The following is a 17673-nucleotide window of genomic DNA, read 5'->3' on the forward strand; positions in this document are numbered from 1 at the left end:
AAATGAAAAAATGCGCTATTCTTTCTGTAGAATCATAGGAAAGGGTGGCGGTTTTTTATGTCTATTTCTATATCCAATGAATTACAACTATTTGCTCAAGAGATTCAAAGTTTTTTATCTCCAAATACCTTACGGGATCTTGCTAGAGATGTTGGCTTTGTACAACGAACCAGTAAGTACCAAGCAAAAGATTTAGTAGCTTTATGTGTATGGTTAAGCCAAAATGTAGCTATGACTTCTTTAACTCAGTTATCTACCTATTTAGAAGCATCAACAGAAGTACTCATCAGTCCTGAGGGACTGAATCAGCGATTTAATAAGGCAGCTGTCCAACTTTTACAACACCTACTGGCCGAACTATTAAGTGAAAAATTGGCCGCATCTATGCCGATTTCTTCTCCATACACTTCTGTTTTCAAGCGTATTCGTATTTTAGATTCAACTGCATTTCAACTCCCGGATGTATTTTCATCGGTTTATCCAGGTGCAGGAGGATGCAGCCATACGGCTGGGATAAAAATTCAACTTGAGTATGATTTGTTAAGTGGACAGTTCCTACATATTCATACAGGTCCAGGTAAACAACATGATCGCACTTACGGCTCTCTGTGTGCCCCAACTGTGACAGCGAATGATTTATGTATCCGAGATTTAGGTTATTTTCATTTAAAAGACCTTCGATATATACAAGATAAAGAGGCCTACTATATCTCTCGTATCAAGTCGAATACACGTATTTATCAAAAAAATCCTAACCCTGATTATTTTCAAGATGGAAGAATTAAGAAAGGTACAGAGTATATACAGATAGATATGGAGACGTTAATGAGCTCCCTTCAACTAGGACAAACATGTGAAATAGCTGATGCTTATGTAGGAATGATAGATAAAGTGCCAGCTCGTGTAATTGTTCATCGATTAACAAAACAACAGCAACAAAAACGATTACAAGATCAAGCTGTAAGAGAAAAAAAGAAAGGAATGAAGTATTCTCCCCGTAGTAAACGACTCAGTGGTATCAATGTATATATGACAAACACCCCTACAGATGTTGTCCCGATGGGACAGGTACATGACTGGTATTCTTTGCGTTGGCAAATTGAAATTTTATTTAAAACGTGGAAGTCATTCTTTCAAATTCATCATTGTAAAAAGATAAAACCAGAACGATTGGAGTGCCATTTATATGGTCAGTTGATTGCCATTCTACTCTGTTCTTCTATCATGTTTCAAATGCGCCAATTGCTCCTCATGAAGAAAAAACGAGAGCTTAGTGAGTATAAAGCCATATATATGATTAAAGACTATTTTCTTCTTCTATTCCAAACTATACAAAAAAACACCCAAGAGCTATCAAAGGTGTTACTTCGCCTGTTCAATCTCCTACAGCAAAACGGGCGGAAATCTCATCGATATGAGAAAAAAACGGTCTTTGATATATTAGGTGTCGTTTACAATTGTCCCCTGTCTTATAATCAAGCCGCTTAATTCAAAAAAGTGAAACCCGCTAGGGTTTATTTCTTATGCAAATCTTTCAATCAACTACACTTGCCCTTTAGAAAAAAGAAACAATCTCATCTAAAATTGACTTTGCATAAGCTTAGCTTGATAGCGATGTGGTGCTACCCCTATTAATAAAAATTTACTACTGTTCTAAATTTTTTATATAAGATTTTACAGCTTGCAATAAGAATTCTTCCTGTCCCATACCAGCATCCACTGCCATCTTCAATACTTTTTGCTTGAATTCATGATCTGCATGAAATGTTAATGTCTCTACATTACTTTTAAAGTAAATACCCTCTACATGTGGAAGTATCGTGCCGGATTTCATATGAGAATGTAAGTATTTAATCTCCTCTTGAAACTGCAATGGATCAATTTGTAATACGAAAGGTTTAATTTCTAATTTGATAGAATCAGATGAAATACTTAATCGCATATTTGTGACACCTAGCTCTTTATAAAATAAATTTATTAGATTATAAGTGATGGAATTAAATAGCTGAGGTTTTTTAAATGAAAAAGATAAATACCCTCGTTTTGTAATTACAGATTGTTTATGGAAAGGCTCAAAGGAGTAATTATGTTCCATATAAGTGGATAGAGGGAAAATTTCTTCGTCTTCTGTAAGAATTTTGCCGTCTGCTCCATTGATTTCTATTACTCTAGCTGTTTTTCCGGTATGTTGATGTGTTAATAATTGATATAAATATATATCTTCTTCTTGAATCTTAGTAATGAATGTTTTTCGCACTTTTGATGTAGTTTTTTCATAAGTAAGTTGAAAAGTTTCAAGGTCATCTTTATCAATGATATATACTTGTTTTCCGCGTCTTTCAATCTTTGAAGCAGGTAATTTACCAGATTTGATATATGTAAAAACTGTAGATGTTGCTACATTGAGAATTTCAGCTGCTTCTTTTGTGCTATAACCCTCAACCTCTTCAATATTTTTTAAACGTTCAATATCCTCTAAATAGAAAATCTTACTACCGAATTGCTTCCAATTATCTTTATATACACATTCCATTAATCCATCTTTTTCTTTTTGTAAAATTGTTTGTACCGTTACTCCTAATAAGCCGGCTGCCTCTTTTGTCGTTACAGTAGGTTTTGTAATGAACAATAAATCTTGTGTCATGTAAGGACACCTCCATAACTATTGTTTTCTAGTATTTTAGATATGTATATATCATATCAGAATATGAGTTATATTTAAAATGAGAAATAGAATTTATTAAAGTTCTTATACATTTTTATAGTTTAAAAATATTTGTAGTTTATTTTATATTTAAATGAGTTTTTATAGTTAATTTACTTGTAAAATTAATTTCAAAATAAAGTAGTTAATCATTAAAAGATATCTATTTACTAATAAATTATAAAAAAATATAAGTATATGATAATAGAGAAGAATATAGGATTCTTATAGAAAGAATATGAATTATCATTTGTATAATAGATAGAAGTGAAATAAAATGATAAGTATAGTTAATAAATAGAATTATATTCATAATCTTCAATAGGAAAGGTGAGTTCGAAATATGGATAATAAAAGTGGAAGAGAAAACTTACCTATTATAAATAATCAAAGTAAATATATAGATATGCATTTAGAGAATATAAGAGATATCGTTCCATACCTGCATAACAATCGTTATGTATATAAAGTGGAAGAGAAGATGGAGGTTGCAGAAAAAGAGGGAAAGAGTAAATATACGTATTTAAGTGATCTGGAAGTCATTTATCATTTCGTACATTTACAAAAAGATATGGATGAGAAGAAGAATAGAAAAGAGGATACGAAAAAGAGTTATATATCTGAAATCTTGTCATTTTGTCAGTGCATGGTGCAGCATGCAGAAGAGTTCGAATTAAATGGGGAAGAGGTACAGCAAAATGACTCTTTATTGAAAATATTACAGCCTTGGCATATTCGTAAATACAATTCTTGGTTGAAGCAGGTAGAGAACGGTAGGAATGGTGACACATATGCAGTTGCAACACTTGCAAAGAAAACAGTGCTCATTCGTTCTTTTCTAAAACACCTTCATGTATTTTCTTATATTGAAAAGCCTCTTCATGAAGAACTGCAGCGTGCGAATGTAAATGAACAGGATCGGCCGAATCGGGACCTATCCTATGAGGAAGTTATGAAAATTTTAGGGTTTTATAAAGAACAAGGTCATTTAGTAAACTATACAATTTTACTAGCTCTGGCAAGTACCGGTGCAAGAATTCAAGAATTATGTACAACAAGGGTAAAAGACTTACATTATGACGGAAAGCACTGGTTAAAAGTTATAGGTAAAGGAAGTAAAGTACGTGAACTTTTCATTTCGGAACATTTATATGAGTGTATTTGTGAAATGAGACGAAGAAGAGGGTTCGAAACAATATTGGATCGAGGAGATGAAAGTCCTTTATTTGTAAATCAAAGAGGGAACTTTTATAATTCAAAAACGTTATCGAACCAGATAACGGATATGATAAAAAAGACCAATTTAGAATTTCTGCAGTATCGTGAAAACCCAGTAACGGCGCATACATTCCGTCATGCTTTTGCAATCATGGCAGTTGAACAAGGAAATGCAGACTTATATCATTTAATGCAAACGCTAGGGCATGAGAATATCCAAACAACAAAAATCTATTTAGAGAAGCATATGAAACGGAAGAATAATGTAGGTACTTCCTTTGCGGATATGTTGCAATAAAAATTAGTATTCTTTATCAATTATTCGTAAATAAACAAGATGTCTACTTGCTGATAATGAAATTGTCAAGTAGACATCTTGTTTATTGGATAATTTCACCTTAATTTTTGATATACTTAGCATAAGGAAAGTAGTTATGAAATACTGCGAGACAAGTTATTCGCGGAAAATGTAAGAAATATACGCTTGTTAAATTGATATAGTGAATTGTTACTATATTATTAATCATAAAGTAGGTGATTTTCGATGATGATTCTTGAAAATGTCAGTACGATAGGGGCCCTTGCTTTTTTATTTCTAATGATTTATCTTGCGACAGATCCTAAAGACGTAAGCTTGCTAACAATCCCGGCTTACTTTGGTGGAATGTGGGTCACTAACTGGCTTACTGAAAATGGATTTCAGGGTACATATATTTATACGAGTTGGTTAGTAGTCTACGTAATTATAATGATTTACCTTATCTTCGCTTCAATTCGTCTAGGCATACATAACGTAAAATATATTAAAGAAAAACTAAGAAAGCGTAGAGCTTTAAAAAAGTAACTCAAAAAGAAACCGTCCTCACAGGCTGTTTCTTTTTGAGTTATACTGAAATGCAATGTATATGCTCTGTGATGTATTATTTAACATTTGATGAGGGCTAATTATATAGTATTCAAGGATCTACACATTAAGAAATGGTCAAGAAAAATCAATAAAAGTAGAGTTTTGGCGTTCATTTCTAGAAGATATGAATGTTATATGAATTAAGGATTCGTATGTGTTTCAAATTCAATTAGTGGAATGTGGGAAAGAGAAAAAGATTTCCCCTAAAAATACTAGAAGAAAATAGTTTACCCATGCATAAATATCATAATTAGGCACATGTTATATACAAATATGATGGAGGTGCAATTATGAATATTCAAAGACACGAAAATAATACAAATGAAGTTTTTATTTCTGCCGCCGCAAGTGCTATTGAGCAAATGAAGTATGAAATTGCTCGTGAATTAGGAGTCACACTGGGGCCTGATACTTCAGCGCGTGCAAATGGCTCTGTCGGTGGAGAAATTACAAAACGCTTAGTTCGAATGGCTGAAGAACAGTTAACAGGTCAATACAGTTTACACTAAGTTAAAGCAGTAATAAAAAAAAGAATCTGTAATGCGGATTCTTTTTCCCTTTTATTTACAAAAAATAAAAAGTGCAATTGTGAATTTGAAAAAACGGACCCTCAGATTCCTTTTTAAGAGGTTTTACTAACGAGGGTAATACGATAAGTATAGAGATTTTTTTGGTTTTATAAAAATGAAATGAATAACGTTTAACGTAATGTTGGTTTATTTCGTAATTTCAAGTGCATAATATATATAGCCAATTTTAAAATTGTCATTCCTTACTATATCCCGATTGTTAGGTAAATAAAGGATTATCCTTGAAACAAATAAGTATTTCTAAGCTCTAAACTTTATAAATAAATTATTAAAGACATTTGATAATTTGAGTAGGCACTTCCTTTAATAATTCACCGTGCTATGCATATTAGGGGGTATTTGGTTTAATAGAATAGTTAAGAGCCTGTTTTTAATATATATTATACTTATAATTTATAGTTTAGTATGTTTTGTTATAATCTTCTTTTAAAATAGTGGATATTGCCAAAGTATTACTTTAAGTTAAGATTATAAGAAGAAGTTCCTTTTTTCTGAAAATAGATATTTATGCATAATTAATCATTAATATTCGAAATGGTTTTATAAATAATTAATGTATTCCTTTCCATCTACATTAATCATTTATTGCAACAGCTTTCACATCTAAAATAAGATGTTTCAACAAAGGAAAGTATAAGTATCTTTATACTGATTTTCCAATATAATCAATGTGTTAATGAAAGGAACTCTGTGTCATTTTTGCATTTCTATTAACTAATACAGCTTCAAACAAAGGACACAATTGCTACATGCCAGGTGTAATTTATTATCCATTCAAGATTCTGTTTATTCGATATTTCTGAAGATAAAAAAATATTATATTCATAAATATACAAGTTATAATGAGGGCGTCGAGAGATAATCTATTACCTCTAGAGAAAATATCAAACCTAGTTCTGGTGCAAAAATTCTAAAGACCTTGCAAGTAACTTTCTAAAATTGAACTTACTGATACGATTACTCTACGAAAGGTGTGTGATCAGAAGAGAAGTTTATTCAACTTAAAAAAGAAAGCGTTATCAAATGGATCTTATTTTGAATTAATCATTTTAATAACTCAGATTCGACTGCAATTAAAAATAACAAATTATGGGGGTGCTTATATGAATATAAATGTAGCATCTATTAAAGAAAAAAAGGTTGTTAAATACAAAAGTTGTTTTGATGTGATTGGGCCCATAATGATAGGTCCTTCAAGTTCACATACTGCAGGTGCTTTGGCTATTGGAACAGTAGCCAATAAATTATTTCAAGGTCTTCCAAAAAAAGTCGTGGTAAGGTATTATGAATCATTTGCTGAAACCCATAAAGGTCACGGAACTGATTTTGCAATTATTGCTGGGATATTAGGATTTGCTGCCGATGACAGCAAAGTGCCAGATGCTATTGAAATAGCAGAATCTAAAGGAATTGAAATTACCTTTATTGAAGAAGCAGGTGATAGTCCTGCTGGCCATCCAAATACGGCAGATGTATATTTAGAGGATGAAAATCGAAGTGTTAGAACGATGGGGATTTCGGTTGGCGGTGGATTAATTGAAATCAAACATGTTGAAATTGACGGATTTAGCTTAGACCTGCAGGGGCCATTGCCAGTTATTATTGCGATTTCTGAAAGAGCTGACTTTGAATTTGTCTTACGCAGGATCTTTAAACAATATGATGTGGAAATAAACAACTTTCATAGTTTAGAAGAAAACAGGAAATATTTATATGCATTCGCTTTGGATACGCTATTGCCTGGTAATGTCCAGGAGGAATTAGGAAATTTAAGCAATATAGCTAAGCTCATTATTCTTTAGTTACATTAAGGAGTGAAAAAATATGTATATGGCCATAAAAGAAATTGTGGATGCAGCTAATAAAAGCCAAAAGATAATTTATGAATTAGCAATTGAACAGGAAATTGAACAAACTAAATCTACTTATGAAGAAGTTTGGAGTAAAATGGAACGAAATTTAGCGACTATGCAAAATGCTATAAATAAAAGTATCGAGGGCGACGGTGTATTTTCTCCAACTGGTTTAACCGGAGGTGATGCTGTTAAAATTAAAAACTATCGAGAAAATAGGAAAACCCTTTCTGGAGATTTGATGGTGTTAGGGATCCAAAGTGCTATCGGTGTTAATGAAGTAAATGCTGCATTAGGAGCTATTTGTGCAACTCCAACAGCAGGTGCGAGTGGGACGATTCCGGGAGTCCTATTTAGTATTAAAGATACGTTGCAGTTAAGTCATGAAGATATGATTCATTTTCTATTTACTTCAGCGTTATTTGGAACGATAGTCGCAAACAACGCTTGTATTTCAGGAGCGTACGGAGGATGTCAAGCTGAAGTAGGCAGTGCCTCAGCGATGGCGGCTGCAGCTGCGGTAGAAGCTGCAGGTGGAACGCCACAGCAATCTTCTGTAGCTTTTTCGATTGCATTACAAAATTTACTCGGTTTAGTTTGTGATCCGGTCGCTGGTTTGGTAGAAATTCCTTGTGTAAAGAGAAACGCCATTGGAACGGCAAATGCTTTAGCAGCAGCGGACATAGCATTAGCCGGCGTAAAAAATATCATCAATTCTGACGAAGTTATTGAAGCGATGTATAGAGTTGGAAGACAGATGCCTCGCGAATTAAGAGAGACAGGTTTAGGCGGAATTGCGGCTACACCTACAGGGATTGCCATTAAAAATAAGATCTTTGGAGAGAAACAATCAAATCAATAAACAGTTGTCGGATATATTGTGAAATAGTTAACAATCCTAGTCTCTATTGTTCACCTAAGGATATCTGTACATTGAGAGTCACTCTCACTATGATGTACTGCTAAATAATTTGTATATTTTGTAAGTACAAATAAACCTGTCAGTTTGATAACTAGCTAATTTATCGATTTTAATTAACTGAATACACTATGTGGTGCACATTGTAAGCAATTCATTTTTCAAGACCAATTTATATTCCTAAGCCCTAAAAAGAGACGTAAGAATAGAACACAAGGAGGAATTATTATATGAATGGGAATACTGCAAAAAACATAGAATTTCAAGCTGAAAATACTGCAGTAAAAAATGATAAATATCCAGACCCTAAAAAGTGGCATAAACAGGATACTACCTGGGCATTGAGCCTCTTTGGAACAGCAATTGGAGCAGGAGTACTCTTTTTACCGATTAATGCCGGTTCAGGTGGTTTATTATCATTACTGTTAATTACATTACTTGCATATCCAGTTATGTATTACTCACATAGGGCACTTGCTAAAATGATATACGCTTCTAATTCTGCTGATGAGGGGATTACAGGTACAATAAGAGAGTATTTCGGAAATAAGGCAAGTATCATTTTTAACATAGTATATTTCGTCTCAATTTATACGATCGTGCTGATGTATTCGGTTGCACTTACAAATACTGCAAGTAGTTTTATTGTGCATCAATTGCACATGCCGGAGCCTCCAAGGGCCATTTTATCACTTGTATTAGTACTCGGTCTTATCGCTATACTAAATTTTGGTCAAGATATTACTGTAAAGATAATGAGCATGCTAGTATACCCTTTCATTGTTTCTCTACTTTTTATCGCAATATCTTTAATTCCACAGTGGAATACGTCAATGCTTAGCTTTTCAGCTGTTTCTACTGCTTCAACAGGAACAGGATATTTGGGAACGATATTGATGATTCTACCAATCATCGTATTCTCATTTAACCATTCCCCTATGATTTCGTCATTCGTTATGAAACAGAGAGCTACGTATGGAATAGACGCTACTGATGCCAAGTGTGCTCAAATACAAAAAGTTTGTTATATCATGACATTCGCTGTTGTTATGTTCTTTGTTTGGAGCAGTACTTTAAGCTTGACTCCAGATGATCTTAAGGTGGCAAAAGAACAGAACTTATCAATCCTTTCATATCTTGCTAATGAGCTTAATTCGCCAGTAATCACTATTGCAGCTCCAATCATCGCGTTTATGGCTATTACAAAGTCTTTCCTTGGCCATTATATAGGAGCGTATGAGGTAATGCGTGACATGATTATCAAGTCCGGTAAAAAACGTGGGAAAGATTTAGGAGAGAAAACAGTTAAGACAATGATTCTTACTTTTGTCGTATTAACATGCTGGTATGTTGCTTATACAAATCCAAGTATTCTTGGAATTATTGATGCCCTTAGCGGTCCGTTAGTTGCTGCTATCTTATGCCTATTACCAATGTATGCAATTCGTAAAGTGCCTGTACTAGCTAAATATAGAGGGAAAATGAGCAATGTATTTGTCATTGTTATAGGGATACTTACTGTTCTTGCAAGTATTAAGTCATTATTCTAGGTCACTATTGTTGGTTCTCATGCAAAAATAATGGGATATGAATAAGGACGAAAGATTCCTAGAGGAATTGCAATTTATATTGTTGAATCAAAGAGATCATGGTTTTGGACAAACTTCTCACCTTGGAGAGTTTGTCCTTTTTTGATTATATGGGGCACCACGAGCATTTTGGAAAAACCCCACGCTAAGCAAAAAATAAAATAAGCCATCCATTTGGACAGCTCATTTACATAATTATCGTTACAGGAAGTTATCAAAGTTATTCAATTAAACCAACTATATCAAGAAAAATTATAGTAGTTATCATTGCGATAACTGCTATAAGGGGTACCGTCAGGAAAATGCGGATTTACAACGCTAAGCAAATTCCAATATTAAAAACCCCAACTTCTCCGTAAATTTATAGAGAAAATTGGGGTTTGTATTACTTCATTAAAGCTCCCTTTTCTTGAATAAGGCTGATAGTAAAACCATCTTCAAAAGTCCTTTTCAATACGAAAATATATACAAATTAGTTAATCCAATGAGAAGGTCGATGTATATGAGAAGGTAATGATGTCTTTACATCACCTTTAGCCGAATTAATCTGCATTTGGGTCAAAAACATACTGGTGGACAGATTTGCACCACTAAAATTAACATCTCGCAAATCCGCACCAATAAAATTCACTGCCCTTAAGTCCGTATTTCTCATGTCCGCGGCAATCAAATAGGCTCCCCTAAAATCAGTTGCTCTTAAATCTTTTCCCTTTAACTTTTTACCCATCAAATCTGCTCTCGCATGATTAAACTCTTTAATTTTTCGAAGACTAGGTATTTTATCGATTGTATTTCTTCTGACAAAATCACTTGCTGAAGTAAGCAGTTCATTTAAAGAAAATCGATACATCACCAAATCAAGTGACAATAAATTATCTGCGTCCAACTCCGTTAAATCCTGCAATTCCTTTAACTGTTTTCTCAATTTATCAGCTAAATCATCCGGTATATTGTAAGACAGAGCTTCTGCCACGTACGCTATCATTTCATGTATTTGCTCCATGATGGGAAACACTTGAAACATTTTCTTCCCGATGTCAGGGTTTTCTCGCCAACTCTGACCGTTAAAAGTAACTTGAGAAACGACTTGTCCAGCACCCAAACAATCAAATACTGTACAGCCTTTGAATCCTTTCGCCCTCAACTGACTATGAATTTGGCAACTATAATCAGACTGCAAATTCATACAAGGAGTGCCTGCCGATTTGTTAATCGGAAAATCACTTGATGCTACAATATTAAGTGCTGTGCAGCAAAGTCCAAAGCACTTCGTACAATCAGCTGTTAAATTTTCTCTAATATTTTTAGCTGTTTTATTATCCATTTTCTACCTTCTATCCTTTAGTTAAAAAACTTTTTAATTTATTATATAAGACTTGAAGAATATGCTCCTTTAATGGAATAAGGAATGACTATTTGTTCCCTTCCGATAGCTTTCTATATAATGAAGCCCTGGATACATTTGTAATTTCGCAAATTTGATTTACAGTCATTTCTCCCTCTTTATATAGCTTTACGGCATAATTCATTCCTGCGTGATTTTTATGATATTTCTTTAACCGGCCTTTAAACTTTCCTTCTTTCTTAGCCAGATCAATCCCTTCACGTTGACGCATGCGGATAAGATCTCGCTCTAATTGGTTAACACCAGCCATTACTGTAATTAAGAATTGGCTGTATGGATTATCCTCTGATAAATCTAGCCATGAATCCTTGATTGATTTTAAGCTTGCCTTTTTACTTCGTATTATATCAATCAATTCAAATAAATCCTGCGTACTTCGAGTGATCCGAGTTAGATCTGTAACATAAACAATGTCATCTTTCCGTAAATCCTCTAACATTTTTTGAAGGTGCTCACGCTCCTTTGTTGCTCCAGAAACTTTTTCTTCAAAAATAATATCCATTCCTATTTCGTTTAATTGCTGAAATTGCCTTGAAGGATTTTGGCTAGTCGAACTGACACGTATATAGCCGATTTTTCGCAAAATATCACCTCTTTTTTGAGACAAGTCTTATGAGACACTCTTAACTATGATTTTATCATTCTACTGCACTTGTATCAATAGAGTACATCCTATTGAGAAGGTAGACATGCAATTATGCATATTTGTATTTTTTATTTTAATAGTAATAAAATCTAATATATAATTAAATGGTTTTTCACGAATTGATAAGGAGATGCGAGTATGAAGAAAATCATAGGACTTATATTATCATTATTTTAATTATTTTCTACCTATGCACCAATGTTTACAGAGGAAGCCGAAGTTTTAAATAAGTGCTGATTTTGAAATTATATCTTTAACAATTGAATAGGAGGTCTATTGTGAATACAATTAAAAAATTATTTTTGAGTTCTATGGTATGTATTTTATTATTCAGTACATTAGGAACAGCTTATGCAGAACAAAATAATCAAGAAACTACATTATCCTTTATCGATGTGCCAAAAACAAATTGGGCGTATAAAGAAATGATGTACATGGCTGAAAATAAAATCATTACTGGTTATGGGAATGGATATTTTGGTGCCACGGATCAAATCACACGCGAACATCTTGCAGCCTTTTTATATAGGTGCTTAAAACCGCAAGACAGTGCCAATAACCCATTTGTAGATATTAGTGAGAGCAATTTCAAAAAAGAAATTTTGGCTCTTACAGCACGGGGGATTTTCAGCGTAAATGCTGAGAAAAAATTCAATCCGAAAAATAATATGACACGTGCTGAAATGGCCACTGTGCTAGTAAAAACATTTGATTTAAAGCCGCAAGGAAATTTTGAATTTACGGATATGAAGGATCACTGGGCCAACGAATATGTCAACATATTAGCTGGTAACAAAATAACAAGTGGTACAGGTGACGGCAATTTTAATCCAAATGGAATTGTCACAAGAGAGCAATTTTCTATGTTCTTATATAGGGCGATTATGACAGTATCAGGTATAAAAAATAATGAAGCGGTTGGCTGGGTTGTAGAGGGAGAAAAGAAATACTATTATGATAAACCAGGCGTGAAACATACCGGATTATTGCGTTCAGGGGATGATACATATCTCTTCGATAAAAATGGTAATCTAGCGGCGGGATGGAATACTGTAGACGGAAAGGACTACTATTTTGATAAGGTAAGTGGGGCCGCAGAAAAAGGATGGTTCTCTCAAACTACCCATTGGTATTATGCAGACGATAACGGTGTTATTCAAAAAGGCGATGTAACCTACAGAGGAAAACAATTCCAATTTGACAGAACAGGTAAAATGGTAAAAGGGTGGATAACGATCCAATCCCTTGACCAAAATATCTATAAATCAAGAACAGTTGTAAGAGGATTTGACCCTATAAAAATTGGAGACGATGAAATTCTTGAAGTGGTAGGGGAAGACGGTCCTCTATGGTTTAAGGTGAACTATAATGGTCAAACATACGTTGTGCAAAAATTATTTGCAGTCGTATTTGATCAATCCTTATCTAATAAAATAGATACGATTCGTCAAGATATTGGAGATTTAAAAACTTCTGCTGAGTTGGTAAAAAAATATTCCGAACGCTTTAAAAAAGCAAAAGAAACTAAAAATGATGATGTGGCTATAGTTGAATCAAGTGAACTCGCGCAAAGTATCTCAGAATTACTAACGACACTAAAACAATCTGATTTAAAAAATACAGTAGATAAGATTTACGAAAAAGAAGCTGATCCAGCTGTAAAAGAAAAATACAATTCTACCATCGCAACTTTAGAGATGATGAATGAGGATTTTGGAAAAATCCACAAATTAATGCTACTAAAAGATAGCATTATGGTGATAGATAAAGTGAATCAGGATTCAGGTAATATTATTCAACAAATTCAAAATGGTAAAGACTTAGCACAACAAGATAAGATCAAGCTTCAAAATTATGCTAACGATATGACGGCGTATAAAAAGCAAATGGTCGAATGGTATGCAGATGCTTTGACCGCTGTAACTGAACTCACGATAGCGCTGATTGACCAAACGAATTTTTACTGGCTTACAATCAATGATACATTTGTTGAACCAGCAGAAAAATGGGTTGGCACATTACCAAAAGGTGAAATCAGTAAATTTGCAGATGGTGTTCGAGACTACGGACAGCAAGTTACAGCTATGCATGAAGGGTTTAAAAGCAGATTACCTGAATATAAACAAATGGCTTCTGATTTACGTGTTGTAAATCAAAGTTTCCTTAAATTTGGTGATTCTGTACAGAAGGCTGGGGCATCACTTCATAAACAAGCCGTAATGGCTGATGAACTAATTAATAGTGTCTCAACGCATGTTGCAGAAGCCCAACAAACATTCCCAACACTACATACAGATATAATGTCTGGATTAGATGCTGCCAATAACATTATGGACTCTGCTAATAAGATTGCGAGTTATAAAATTGATGTACCTGCAGCATCCAAAAACATTGGAAATATTGAATTGAATAATGCACTACTTGATTTAGGTGCTGACCCATCTAGAGTATATGATCGTAAGAATGATGGAGATTTATCATTCATATTGGGTCTTTCACCTATGATTGGTACAGCAAAAGAAATTGGACAACTCATAAAAGGGGAAGACTTAGTAACAGGTCAAAAATATGGTCCAGACGATTATGTATGGGGGACACTGGCCGTCGTATCTGGTGGTACAACACGAGTTGTTGGTAAAGTTTTTGGGAAGGTTGCCGATCTTGAGAAAAAGGCTAAGAATCTCGGTAATGTAACAAAAAATGTATCTGAAGGTTCTTTCGATGTAGCAGCCTTTGATAAAAAAATTGCAAAAATGAATATAAATGAAAAAGCTGCTGAAATAAAAATAGCCTCAAAAGGCATTGCAAATCAAAACGGTTGGGAAAAGAGCAATAAATTAAGCAAACTTAATAAAAGAGACGTATATGTTGATTCAAAAACAAAAAATCTTTATGCTTTAGATACACAACATGGAAGATTTGAAGTACTTAATAGGAATGGAAAACACCAGGGGGAAGTAGATTTCAATTTAAACTCAACAAAACCTGCGGATAAATCTGGGGGACATGATTTGAGAATGGGTTAAGAAAGGATTTATTTATGAAAGAATTAGTAAAAAAAACAATACAACGTTTTTATATAAATGGTGACGCAAATGAATATTTATTTAGGTGCGAAAAAAGAATTGAATTACCAAAAGAATTAACTGTATTTATTAATAATGCACGCATTCAAACAACACCTTTCTACAATGATGATATTTGGCCAGCGGAAAAAATTATATTCAAATTTGAACCTTATAAAAAAGATAATTTACAAGTAAAATACAGCAGTACTTTATTAATTTCAAAATTGGTGCCCGTGTTTTACTTACAACATGAATTTTCAGTTGACTGTCCTGATGATACGTCACTCATGTCCACTTTAGATGGAGATAGCACACAGGCCTATACGATTCAACAATTGGAATTCGAACAACAAGTCATTCAATCTTTAACATCGAAAAATTATACAGAACTATCCTATGCAGAAGTAAATGAGGTTATTATGGATCTCAAATTCCCAGAGGGTGTAACTTTCTTTGGCCCTCAGGTGACTGTAGAATATGCTCTTTTTCATGATGTTTTAGATATTTGTCCAGATTAATGAAATTTTAAATAGTAAAAAGTCGTAGGTAATAGTTCCTACGACTTTTATTAGGGGTCCTGCCGACAAAACGCGGAAATTATACGCTAAGCAACTTCTAGCAAAGAAAAAACCGATTTCCTGTACGCTAAGGAAATCGGTTTTTAGCTTAGTGATGAATTTATAGTTGTTTTCTTAACCTGGGGCCAAACAGCTACTTTGGTATAAATTGTGGTTTCAAAATATGGATGCCCTTATAGAGTATATAGCTAGTAGTAGAGCGAAATTATGCTATTATCTTTTTAGCCATTCGATAATTAGTTAATTTAATGCCCTTACGTTCTATAATTTGTGAACAGATTACTTGGTACCCTTTGTGTTTAAAGAATGACTTGGCAGTAATACTGGCCTCTGTGATAATCTCTAAAAAGTTTAATCTTTTTGCCTCTAACTCAAGCATATCAACAAAAGCTGAAGCTATACCTTTCCCTTGATAATCTTTATGAACATAAAGCCTATCAGGGGTTCAGCCGCATGCCCATCAACTTAAGAGTGTAAACAAACTGAACTCTTGTTCAGGAGGGTTAAAACATTCTGAAAATAGAAGTATATTCTTAAAAATGCGCATACCAAATAAACCCTAACGGGTTTCACTTTTTTAATTATGCAATTTTCTTTTGTTTTCTCAATCCATTATACTCATAGACAACACCCATAATATCAAAGACTGTCTTCTTCTCATATCTGTGAGATTTCCGTCCATTCTTCTGTAGAAGATGGAACAGGCGGATTAAAATCTTTGTTATTTCTCGGGTGTTTTGCTGTATAGCTTGATAAAGAATGTATAAATGGTCTTGAATCATTCCAATGGCTTTATATTCGCTTAATTCTCTTTTCTTCTTTTGTAAAATTAATTGTCTCATCTTAAACATAGTAGAAGAACATAGAAAAATAGCGATGAGTTTTCCATAAATGTGGCATTCTAATCGCTCTCGTTTGATATTGTGCCAATTATGAATTTGAAATAAGGATTTCCAAGTTTTAAAGATAATTTCAATTTGCCAGCGGAGGGAATAAAAATCATGTATTTGTTCCATCGGAACCCATTCCAAAGGTGTATTGGTAACATAAATGTTCATACCAGCCAATCGTTTGCTTTTCTCTGAGTACGTAATACCCTTTTTACTTTCCGTATACACTTGTTTTTTCTTACGTTCTCGAAGTTGTTTTTCAGTTAATCGATATATAATAACTCGTGTAAATAGTTTTTTATCCTTTCCAATATAAGCATCTGTTATTTCATAGACCTGTCCTGGTTCTAAGGTATTCATAATGTGTTCTAAATCAACTTTGATGTACTGAGACTGTTTTTTTACTGTCCCATTTCGAAAGTATTCAGGAAACTCATTTTTGATATACACCATATTATTTAGTTTAAGCCGCGATATATAATACACGCCTCGTTGGTCCATTTGATCTAAATCGTCCAGTGAATAATAGCCTAAATCCCGAATACATAGATCGCCAGGCCGTAATGTCGCTAAACATTCTGTTCCAAAGGTCTTATCATTATTCTTCCCCGGTTCAACTTGAAAATTTAAAAACTGTCCGCTATGTAAATCATATTCTAATTGAATCTTTATACCCGCTGTTTGTGCACAACCACCTGATCCAGGATACACACTAGCTAAATGTTTTGGCACTTGAAAAATCGTCGCATCTAAAATACGAATCCGTTGAAAATAGGTGATTGAAGAGCTTGGAATCACTGATGTTTCATAAATTTTATTTTTTAATAATGCAGAGAAAATATGTTTTAACAAGCAAACAGCTTTTTTATTGAAACGTTTATTGAGCCCTTCTGGACTCATAAGAGTTCCTGTAATAGCATGAAGTTGGCTACATAGCCGCACTAAAGAATCACTCGCTACTCGTTGACTTATCCAGACACAAATAGTAGCTAAATCGTGACCTGAAAACTTACGCTTTCGTTGTACAAAAGCTAGTTCTCTAGCAAGCTTTTCTAAAAATGAAGGAGTAAGATGTTGATGTAAAGCTTCAGCAAATAATTGTAGTTCATCTTGAATCGAAAGATTCATAAAAAACGCCATCCTTTCTGCATATTTCTACAAAAATAATAGCGTTTTTTTGATTATAGGGAGACAAATTTATCTTAACTCGATGTGCATGTTGTCATACCTCAATAAGATATACATATTTATTTATGATAAAATAACAAGAGAATGAACATTTGGTTGATTTACAAAATTGTAACAA

At 33.6% G+C, this 17673-nt stretch carries 13 protein-coding genes and 1 pseudogene; 9 read left to right on the top strand and 5 right to left on the bottom strand.

Features of this window, described 5'->3' with window-relative positions; all coding sequences use genetic code 11:
• The first annotated feature begins 57 nt into the window (after positions 1 to 57).
• Positions 58 to 1488, top strand: coding sequence for an IS4 family transposase (locus ABH955_RS19670; protein WP_404491539.1), 1431 nt, complete (start codon positions 58 to 60; stop codon positions 1486 to 1488).
• Positions 1489 to 1645: 157 nt separating this feature from the next.
• Here the strand turns inward: ABH955_RS19670 and ABH955_RS19675 are convergent, their stop codons facing one another.
• The gene (locus ABH955_RS19675) at positions 1646 to 2644 is read right to left on the bottom strand and encodes a helix-turn-helix domain-containing protein (RefSeq protein ID WP_404458047.1); all 999 of its coding nucleotides are present in this window, start codon (positions 2642 to 2644) and stop codon (positions 1646 to 1648) included.
• Between the two features lie 403 nt (positions 2645 to 3047).
• Between ABH955_RS19675 and ABH955_RS19680 the strand changes: the two genes are divergently transcribed.
• From ABH955_RS19680 to ABH955_RS19705, 6 genes are all read left to right on the top strand, one after another.
• Positions 3048 to 4220 (top strand): tyrosine-type recombinase/integrase, encoded by a 1173-nt coding sequence (locus ABH955_RS19680; protein WP_404458050.1) that lies wholly within the window; start codon positions 3048 to 3050, stop codon positions 4218 to 4220.
• A 249-nt stretch (positions 4221 to 4469) separates the two neighbouring features.
• Positions 4470 to 4766, top strand: a complete 297-nt coding sequence (locus ABH955_RS19685) for a hypothetical protein (RefSeq protein ID WP_193653251.1) — start codon at positions 4470 to 4472, stop codon at positions 4764 to 4766.
• Between the two features lie 353 nt (positions 4767 to 5119).
• Positions 5120 to 5338, top strand: a complete 219-nt coding sequence (locus tag ABH955_RS19690; protein ID WP_377867422.1) for an alpha/beta-type small acid-soluble spore protein — start codon at positions 5120 to 5122, stop codon at positions 5336 to 5338.
• Positions 5339 to 6522: 1184 nt separating this feature from the next.
• A complete protein-coding gene (gene sdaAB / locus ABH955_RS19695; RefSeq protein ID WP_404458053.1) occupies positions 6523 to 7221 on the top strand; it encodes an L-serine ammonia-lyase, iron-sulfur-dependent subunit beta in 699 nt (232 codons plus the stop codon).
• A 22-nt stretch (positions 7222 to 7243) separates the two neighbouring features.
• Positions 7244 to 8134, top strand: a complete 891-nt coding sequence (gene sdaAA, locus ABH955_RS19700) for an L-serine ammonia-lyase, iron-sulfur-dependent, subunit alpha (RefSeq protein ID WP_404491540.1) — start codon at positions 7244 to 7246, stop codon at positions 8132 to 8134.
• A 287-nt stretch (positions 8135 to 8421) separates the two neighbouring features.
• Entirely contained in the window at positions 8422 to 9741 is a 1320-nt protein-coding gene (locus tag ABH955_RS19705) for an aromatic amino acid transport family protein (RefSeq protein ID WP_404458059.1), read from the top strand.
• A gap of 511 nt (positions 9742 to 10252) precedes the next feature.
• Here ABH955_RS19705 and ABH955_RS19710 read toward each other — a convergent pair.
• Entirely contained in the window at positions 10253 to 11104 is an 852-nt protein-coding gene (locus tag ABH955_RS19710; RefSeq protein ID WP_098358446.1) for a pentapeptide repeat-containing protein, read from the bottom strand.
• A gap of 88 nt (positions 11105 to 11192) precedes the next feature.
• Positions 11193 to 11768, bottom strand: coding sequence for a recombinase family protein (locus tag ABH955_RS19715; protein ID WP_048516953.1), 576 nt, complete (start codon positions 11766 to 11768; stop codon positions 11193 to 11195).
• 341 nt (positions 11769 to 12109) lie between these two features.
• Here ABH955_RS19715 and ABH955_RS19720 point away from each other — a divergent pair, with 341 nt between their 5' ends.
• On the top strand, positions 12110 to 14857 hold the full coding sequence (locus tag ABH955_RS19720) for an S-layer homology domain-containing protein (protein WP_404491542.1): 2748 nt from the start codon (positions 12110 to 12112) through the stop codon (positions 14855 to 14857).
• Positions 14858 to 14871: 14 nt separating this feature from the next.
• Positions 14872 to 15417, top strand: a complete 546-nt coding sequence (locus tag ABH955_RS19725; protein WP_404491544.1) for a hypothetical protein — start codon at positions 14872 to 14874, stop codon at positions 15415 to 15417.
• A gap of 265 nt (positions 15418 to 15682) precedes the next feature.
• Here ABH955_RS19725 and ABH955_RS19730 read toward each other — a convergent pair.
• A pseudogene (locus ABH955_RS19730) lies at positions 15683 to 15916 on the bottom strand (GNAT family N-acetyltransferase); the annotation flags it as partial.
• A gap of 142 nt (positions 15917 to 16058) precedes the next feature.
• The gene (locus ABH955_RS19735) at positions 16059 to 17495 is read right to left on the bottom strand and encodes an IS4 family transposase (protein WP_404458074.1); all 1437 of its coding nucleotides are present in this window, start codon (positions 17493 to 17495) and stop codon (positions 16059 to 16061) included.
• Between the last annotated feature and the right edge of the window lie 178 nt (positions 17496 to 17673).

Origin of the sequence: Bacillus sp. RC240 (assembly GCF_044907945.1) — a bacterium.
GTDB classification, from domain to species: Bacteria; Bacillota; Bacilli; order Bacillales; family Bacillaceae_G; genus Bacillus_A; species Bacillus_A mycoides.